Source organism: Caulobacter sp. Root1472, assembly GCF_001426985.1.
In the GTDB taxonomy this organism is placed as follows: Bacteria; Pseudomonadota; Alphaproteobacteria; order Caulobacterales; family Caulobacteraceae; genus Caulobacter; species Caulobacter rhizosphaerae.
Genome location: NZ_LMFX01000050.1, coordinates 173997 through 181326, shown reverse-complemented (window position 1 = coordinate 181326; position 7330 = coordinate 173997). Strand labels below are relative to the sequence as shown.

Sequence of the window (7330 nt, the reverse complement as noted above, 5' to 3'; positions counted from 1 at the left end):
AACGATGGAAGGCCCCGGACACGCTGAAGTAACCCCCTCCAGCCCAGTCCCGCTCGATCGCCCCCCGCCGCCGCATCGGTCGCTGGCCATGCGCCCTTTCCATGCAACGAGGTGGGTACAGGATAAGGGGGTTTGAAAGGGTGAGGATCAAATCGGGTCGAGAAAGTTCAACCTTTTGAAATCACTTATCTTCATGGCTGAACGCCGAGCATAGAACCCTTCCCTCCCCTTTATGGGGAGGGTAGCCCTGGCGGCGCCAGGGTCGGGTGGGGGCCTGCTGAGTCGGCGGTCCAGCCCCGTCCAACACCCTGCACCGATCCCCCACCCGACCCGCTACGCGGGCCACCCTCCCCACAAGGGGGAGGGAAGATCGTTTGCCGGAAACGCCCCTGCCGCCCTCGCCCGCCAGCGGCAAGGCCGCGCCTTGAAACCTTGATGGCGAGCCTGCTCTGGCGTCTGGCCGTGTCAAGGACCGCCTCCGGCGGCCGCGTCGCGGCGACGCGGAGCGTCGTCCTTGACACGGCCAGACGCCAGAGCTCCGATCCACCAAGGCTTTAAGGCGCGGCCTCATCCGGGGCGGATGGAGGCTTGGGACCCAGATTTACTTGGCTAAAGCTCGACTTTTCGCGCCTTTTTGCGCGCAGAAATGCCGGAACCTTGTGAATTAGCAGGGTATCTCTCGCTACAACTCTCTCCAGCTCCACACGTAAATTCGCTATTGCCTCATAGTTAGTTTTACCAAAAACGACACACCCCTCCGTATCGGTAGGCAAATGAAACAATAATACGTTCAATCGCCTCGATACATCGAACGCGCGACCACTAATCCACAGCGCTCGAGATTGAATTCTCAAGATCGTACCGCATCCACCAACGACGTCTTGAACATAGAAACTAATTTTTCCAGTTCCTCGTAAGCCTCTACGCGCCGCCTTACGACAATCTTATAATAATCGTTTACGTAGTCGACACTTTTTGACCAAAGCGAAAATACTCCAGAAACAACGCCACCGACAACGCCGCCCGCGACAGAACTCGTCAGAATTACAACCCACATACTTTGCGCCATACTCGCCCCCTATCCACAGACTTTCCATCAAGCACGCACCAGTTTTGCAGGCAATTGCCACTCTTGAGACCCGGCGGCTCCCCCTCCCCAGCCCCGCTAACACCCCCACCACCCTTTCCCCATTCCCCCGCCGCCGCAAAGCGCCTAGGTAAGCCTCACTCTGAGCATATCGGGGGAGCATATCCGGGATCGGAGGATGGCGATGGACGACGCGGGCATGAGCTTGCAGGCGACGATGACGGCGATGGGACAGGCGGCTCGGCACGGGGCGTCGGTCCTGCGCGTGGCCACGCCAGCCCAGCGCACCGCCGCGCTCCAGGCCATGGCCGCCGCCATCCGCGCCGACGCGCCCGCCATCCTGGCCGCCAACGCCCGTGACCTGGACAAGGCCGGCGCCGGCGGCCTGACCGCGCCGATGGTCGAGCGGCTGATGCTGAACGCCGAGCGCCTGGAGGGCGTGGCCGCCGGGGTCGAGGCCGTGGCCGCCATCCCCGACCCGCTGGGCGTGGAGACCGCCCGCTGGACGCGTCCCAACGGCCTGGACATCGCCCGGGTCCGCACCCCCATCGGCGTGATCGCCATGATCTTCGAGAGCCGGCCCAACGTCACCGCCGACGCCGCGGCCCTGTGCGTGCGCTCGGGCAATGCGGTGATCCTGCGCGGCGGGTCCGAGTGCCTGCAGTCCAACCTCGCCCTCCACGCGGCCATCGCCAAGGGGCTGAAGGCGGCGGGGATTTCGACCGACGCGGTGCAGATCGTCCGCACCCCCGACCGCGACGCGGTGGGGGCCATCCTGTCGGGCCTAGACCGCACGATCGACCTGATCATCCCCCGGGGTGGCAAGAGCCTGGTCGCCCGGGTGCAGCAGGAGGCCAGGGTGGCGGTGCTGGGCCACCTGGAGGGCCTGAACCATGTGTTCGTCCACGCCGCCGCCGACCCGCGCAAGGCCGTCGACATCGTGCTGAACGCCAAGATGCGCCGGGTGTCGGTGTGCGGCGCGGCCGAGACGCTTCTGGTGGACCGCGCGGCGGCCGGCAAGCTGCTGCCGCCGATCGCCGACGCCTTGATCAAGGCCGGCTGCGAGCTGCGCGGCGACGGCCCCTCGCGGGCCATCGAGCCGACCATGAAGCCGGCGGTCGAGGCCGACTGGTCGACCGAGTACCTGGCGCCGACGATCTCGGTGGCCGTGGTCGACGGGGTGGAGGGCGCGGCCGCCCACATCGCCGCCTACGGCTCGGGCCATACCGACGCGATCCTGACGGAGGACGCCGCGGCGGCCGAGCGGTTCGTGGCCCTGGTCGACAGCGCCATCGTGCTGGTCAACGCCTCGACCCAGTTCGCCGACGGCGGCGAGTTCGGCTTCGGGGCCGAGATCGGCATCGCCACCGACAAGCTACACGCCCGCGGCCCGGTCGGGGCCGAGCAACTGACGACGTTCAAATATGTGGTTCGCGGGACCGGCCAGACTCGTCCCTGAAGCCGGCCGCCCCTCGGCGCAGAGGCTGGGCTTCCACCTGGAGCCCGGCCTGCGCGTGGGCCTGTTCGGCGGCAGCTTCAACCCGGCGCACGAGGGCCACGCCCACGTCGCCGAGACCGCGCTGCGACGCCTGGAGCTGGACAAGGTGATCTGGCTGGTCTCGCCGCAGAACCCGCTGAAGTCGACGCACGAGACGCGGCCCCTGGCCGAGCGCCTGGCCGGGGCCCGGCAGCAGGCGCGCGGGGCCGGCATGATCGTCTCCGACGCCGAGACGCGGCTGGGCTCGCAATACACCATCGACACCCTGCGGGTGCTGCGGGCGCGGTTCCCGGGCGTGAAGTTCGTCTGGATCATGGGGGCCGACAGCCTGGCCACGTTCCATCGCTGGCGCGGCTGGACCCAGATCATGCGCGAGGTGCCGGTGGCGGTGATCTCGCGACCCTGGGCGGCCCTGAAGGCCCGCACCTCGCCGGCCGCCCGCCGCTTCGCCTTCGCCCGCCGCCCGGCCAGCGAGGCCTCGATCCTGGCCGACGCCACCGCTCCGGCCTGGGTCTACCTGACCGGCCCGCTGAACTACGCCTCGTCGACGGCGCTGCGGAAGCGGCAGACGAAGGGTTAGGCGTCACGCTCAAGCCTCCGGCAAGGTAAAATAGAGCGCGCCCCACACGGCCGCGACGAACATCAATCCCCAGGTCGCGACGCCAAGCCAGAACAGCCCGGGCTTCTCGTCGCGCCGGACCAGCTCATAGCGGCTGAACGGTATCCGCCCCCAATAGAGGCAAGCGGCGATGATCACGGCGAAAACCCCGCTCACCATCCACAGGACGGGGCCCATCGCTCTGTCTTCGGGTGTCAGCATTGGCGCATCCGCGGAAGGTTCGGGACGGCGAAGCTACATCGGGCGGCGGTCGCCCAATAGCGACATCATGCGTCCGGAATCGCCCATTTCCACGTTCCCCCTCATCATTTGGAGTCTTCCGTGCTATGGAGGGGTTTGCGCGAACCCACCAAGGAGCATTTCCGCTGCGTAGCGACCCCGCGCCGACGGCGCACGAGGGATCGGTTTCTTCCGAAACCTCGACCAAGACCGAGTCCGAGCTGGACCTGAGTATCAAGGCCCTCGAGACCCTGATCCTGTCGCGTCTCGACGACGACAAGGCCCAGGACATCGTCCACATCGACCTGACGGACAAGAGCTCGGTCGCCGACAGCCTGATCGTGGCGTCGGGCCGGTCGCACCGCCACGTCGGCGCCCTGGCCGACCACATCATCCGGGCGCTCAAGGAGAGCGGCTTCGGCAAGGCGCGGGTCGAAGGCCTGCCGCATTGCGACTGGGTGCTGATCGACGCCGGCGACGTGGTGGTCCATCTGTTCCGTCCGGAAGTCCGCTCGTTCTACAACATCGAGAAGATCTGGGCCGTCGACGCGCCGCACCGGCTGGCGTCGAACTAGGCGGGTCCGGAATCCGCCCTCGTCCTTCGACAAGCTCAGGATGAGGGCCGCCTATCGTCCGCGTCACCCTTGAAACCTCATCCTGAGCCTGTCGAAGGACGGGGTTTCAACGCAGGGCCTTGATGAAGATCACCCTCCTCACCGTCGGAAGGCTCGGCCGCATGGTCGAGGCGCAGCTGGCCGTGGACTACGCGTCCCGGGCCACGGCGTCCGGCCGCGCCCTGGCCCTGGGGCCGTTCGAGATCGTCGAGGTCGAGGCCCGCAAGCCCGGCAAGGCCGCCGAGGCCGAGGTGCTGCGCCCGCACCTGGAGGGCGCCTACGTCATCGCCTGCGACGAGCACGGCAAGGTGCGGCCCTCGCGGGCCTTCGCCGAGCATCTGGGCCGGCTGCGCGACGACGGCCATCGCAAGGTCGTGTTCCTGATCGGCGGGGCCGACGGGTTGGATCCCTCCATCCTGGCGGCGGCCGACGAGACCCTGGCCTTCGGTCCCCAGACCTGGCCCCACGCCCTGGCCCGCGCCATGCTGGCCGAGCAGGTCTACCGCGCCGTCACCATCCTGGCGGGCTCGCCGTATCATCGCGATTGAGGCATTGATCGGCATATGTCGCGCCGCGTCGTCCTGATCACCGCCAGCCTCCTGGCCGTCCTGCTGGGCGCCGGCGGCCTCGTCGCGGCCCAGGTCGGCCAGCGGGCGCCCGTCAGTCAGAAGGCCAGGGACGAGCAGGCCGCCGCCGACACCCGGCGCGAGATCGCCGACCTGCGCGGCGAACTGGACGCCCTGGGCCGCCAGCGGGTCGACGCCGGCGGCGACGTGGCGGCCAAGCGCGCCCGGCTGGAGGTCCTGCACCAGCGGGAGTCGGCGCTGGTCGCCGAGCTGGGCCGCGACCGGGGCCAGCTGGCCCGGCTGCTCAGCGCTCTGCAGCTTTTCCGCCGCGATCCGCCCCCGGCCCTGCTGGTCAGCCCGGGCGACGCCCGCGACGCGGTGCGGGCCGCGATCCTGATCCGCGCCATGACCCCGGAGCTGCAGGCCCGGGCCGACGGCTACGCCCGCCAGGCCCGCGCCGTTTCGGCCCTGCGCCGTCAGGCCGCCGCCGCCTCCGAGGAGCTGTTCACCGCCGAGAGCCTGGTCGCCGACCGCAAGGGCGACCTGGAGCGGATGATCGTCGAGAAGACCCAGCTGGAACGCGCCTATGCACAAGAAGCGCTGACGGGAGACGACCAGGGCACGCTGGGCGCCCTGACCGACGGGCTGACGCCCCGGCCGGCGACCGGGCCGCTGGTCCTGGTCTCGCCCGCCCCCGGACCGCTGGAGCGCCGGTTCGGCCAGGCCATGCCGGCCGGCGGCCGCGCCGCCGGGCTGACGATCCGCACGGAAAAGGGTCACGCCGTGGCCAGTCCCGCCGCCAGCGTGGTCGAATACGCCGGACCACTGAACGGCTGGGGCACGGTCTTGATCCTGCGCGCCCAGGGCGCCTACCATCTGGTGCTGGCCGGCCTGGACCAGGTTTCGGTGGCGCCCGGACAATCTGTCGCACCCGGCGCGACGGTTGGCCGGATGGCGGACCATGGCGCCTCGGAGCCAGAACTCTATTTCGAGGTTCGGGAAGACGGCGTTCCAGCCGATCCGGAGCGCTGGCTGAAACAAGGATCGCGATAGACGGCTTTTTCAGCGATGATGGCCGTCAAATGAACAAGGGTCCGCTTTAGTCGAGCGGAACGACGAGTTTTTAACGCGGCGCGACGGCGTCGTCAGGGAGCCATTTCGGCCACATGCGCAAGTACCTGCTCATCGGTGTTTCGGCCTTCGTCCTCGGTGCGGGGACCATGGCCTATGTCAGCCCCATCGCCCAGGCGACCAGCGCGAGCAAGGGCCAGACCTACAAGATGCTGGAGCTGTTCGGCGATGTCCTGCAGACCGTCGACAACCAGTACGTCTCGGAGGTCGACAACAAGAAGCTGATCGAGGCGGCGCTGGACGGCATGCTGACCAGCCTGGACCCGCATTCCGGTTACCTGTCGCCCGACAGCTTCGAGGACATGCAGGACACCACCCGCGGCGAGTACGGCGGGCTGGGCATCGAGGTGACCAGCGAGGACGGCGTGGTCAAGGTGATCTCGCCGATGGACGGCACGCCCGCCTCGCGCGCCGGCATCCAGGCCGGCGACTATATCACCGCGGTCAACGGCCAGTCGGTGCTGGGCCTGACCGTCAACGAGGCGGTCAAGCAGATGCGCGGCGCGGCCGGCGAGGTGGTCACCCTGACCATCGCCCGCGAGAAGACCGACCCGTTCGACGTCAAGCTGACGCGCGAGGTGATCAAGCCCAAGGCCGCCATCGCCCGCATGGAGGGCGACTACGGCTATGTCCGCCTGCCCGGCTTCAACGAGAAGGCCACCGACGCCCTGACCGCCTCGATCAACGACCTGAAGGCCAAGAACCCCCACATGAAGGGGCTGATCTTCGACCTGCGCAACAATCCCGGCGGCCTGCTGGACCAGGCCGTGGGGGTCTCGGACGTGTTCCTGGACGGCGGCGAGGTGGTCAGCCAGCGCGGCCGCGACCCGCGCGATATCCAGCGCTACAACGCCAAGCCCGGCGACCTGCTGAACGGCCTGCCGGTGGTGGTGCTGATCAACCAGGGCTCGGCGTCGGCGGCCGAAATCGTCGCCGGCGCCCTGCAGGACCGCCACCGCGCCGAGCTGGTGGGCATCACCAGCTTCGGCAAGGGCTCGGTGCAGACGGTGATCCCGCTGCGCGGCGGGGCCGACGGCGCCCTGAAGCTGACGACGGCGCGCTACTTCACCCCGTCGGGCCGCTCGATCCAGAAGACCGGCATCGAGCCCGACCTGGAAGTGGCCCAGACCCGCGACCAGGCCCAGGACATCGCCAACCGCGTGTGGTTCAGCGAGGCCAGCTTCAAGAACGCGCTGAACGCCGACGAGGGCAAGAGCCGCCAGGGCGTCCACACGCCGGCCGAGGCGCCGCCGCCCGGCTTCGACGACAAGAAGGACGACTTCCAGCTGCAGCGCGCCATCGCCGTGCTGAAGGCCGGCTCGGTCGAGGCCGTGCCGAAACTGCCCAAGCCCCAGGCCAAGATCGCCGAGGTTACCGCCAAGGCCGCCGCCGCGGCCGGCAAGGGCCCGCCGGTCGAGAAGAAGTAGGATCTTCCTTCTCCCCTTGCGGGAGAAGGTGGCCTGCGAAGCAGGTCGGATGAGGTGTTTTCCAGACTGATCCGCCGCGTCCAGCCTGACCGCTGGGCGCGGCGGTTTCGTTCTTCGACCCCTCACCCGTCGTCCTCCGGACGACACCCTCTCCCGCAGGGGGAGAGGG

General features: G+C 68.6%; 7 protein-coding genes and 1 pseudogene. 7 read left to right on the top strand and 1 reads right to left on the bottom strand.

What is annotated here, in order from left to right; genetic code table 11:
- Positions 1-27 precede the first annotated feature (27 nt).
- From ASD47_RS28380 to ASD47_RS24540, 3 genes and pseudogenes are all read left to right on the top strand, one after another.
- Positions 28-116, top strand: a pseudogene (locus tag ASD47_RS28380) (hypothetical protein); the annotation flags it as partial.
- 1155 nt (positions 117-1271) lie between these two features.
- The gene (locus ASD47_RS24545) at positions 1272-2546 is read left to right on the top strand and encodes a glutamate-5-semialdehyde dehydrogenase (RefSeq protein ID WP_056762373.1); all 1275 of its coding nucleotides are present in this window, start codon (positions 1272-1274) and stop codon (positions 2544-2546) included.
- The gene (locus ASD47_RS24540) at positions 2512-3165 is read left to right on the top strand and encodes a nicotinate-nucleotide adenylyltransferase (protein WP_056762371.1); all 654 of its coding nucleotides are present in this window, start codon (positions 2512-2514) and stop codon (positions 3163-3165) included. Before ASD47_RS24545 ends, ASD47_RS24540 begins: the two co-directional genes overlap by 35 nt.
- A gap of 9 nt (positions 3166-3174) precedes the next feature.
- Here the strand turns inward: ASD47_RS24540 and ASD47_RS24535 are convergent, their stop codons facing one another.
- The gene (locus ASD47_RS24535; protein WP_156402412.1) at positions 3175-3405 is read right to left on the bottom strand and encodes a hypothetical protein; all 231 of its coding nucleotides are present in this window, start codon (positions 3403-3405) and stop codon (positions 3175-3177) included.
- 164 nt (positions 3406-3569) lie between these two features.
- On the opposite strand from ASD47_RS24535, the gene rsfS reads away from it, so the two are divergent.
- The 4 genes from rsfS to ASD47_RS24515 all read left to right on the top strand — a co-directional run bounded on the left by rsfS (position 3570) and on the right by ASD47_RS24515 (position 7161).
- The gene (gene rsfS, locus ASD47_RS24530; protein WP_162251709.1) at positions 3570-3998 is read left to right on the top strand and encodes a ribosome silencing factor; all 429 of its coding nucleotides are present in this window, start codon (positions 3570-3572) and stop codon (positions 3996-3998) included.
- A gap of 122 nt (positions 3999-4120) precedes the next feature.
- Entirely contained in the window at positions 4121-4585 is a 465-nt protein-coding gene (gene rlmH, locus ASD47_RS24525; protein ID WP_056762367.1) for a 23S rRNA (pseudouridine(1915)-N(3))-methyltransferase RlmH, read from the top strand.
- A gap of 15 nt (positions 4586-4600) precedes the next feature.
- Positions 4601-5656, top strand: a complete 1056-nt coding sequence (locus ASD47_RS24520; RefSeq protein WP_056762365.1) for a murein hydrolase activator EnvC — start codon at positions 4601-4603, stop codon at positions 5654-5656.
- Positions 5657-5769: 113 nt separating this feature from the next.
- A complete protein-coding gene (locus ASD47_RS24515) occupies positions 5770-7161 on the top strand; it encodes a S41 family peptidase (RefSeq protein WP_056762361.1) in 1392 nt (463 codons plus the stop codon).
- Positions 7162-7330: the final 169 nt, after the last annotated feature.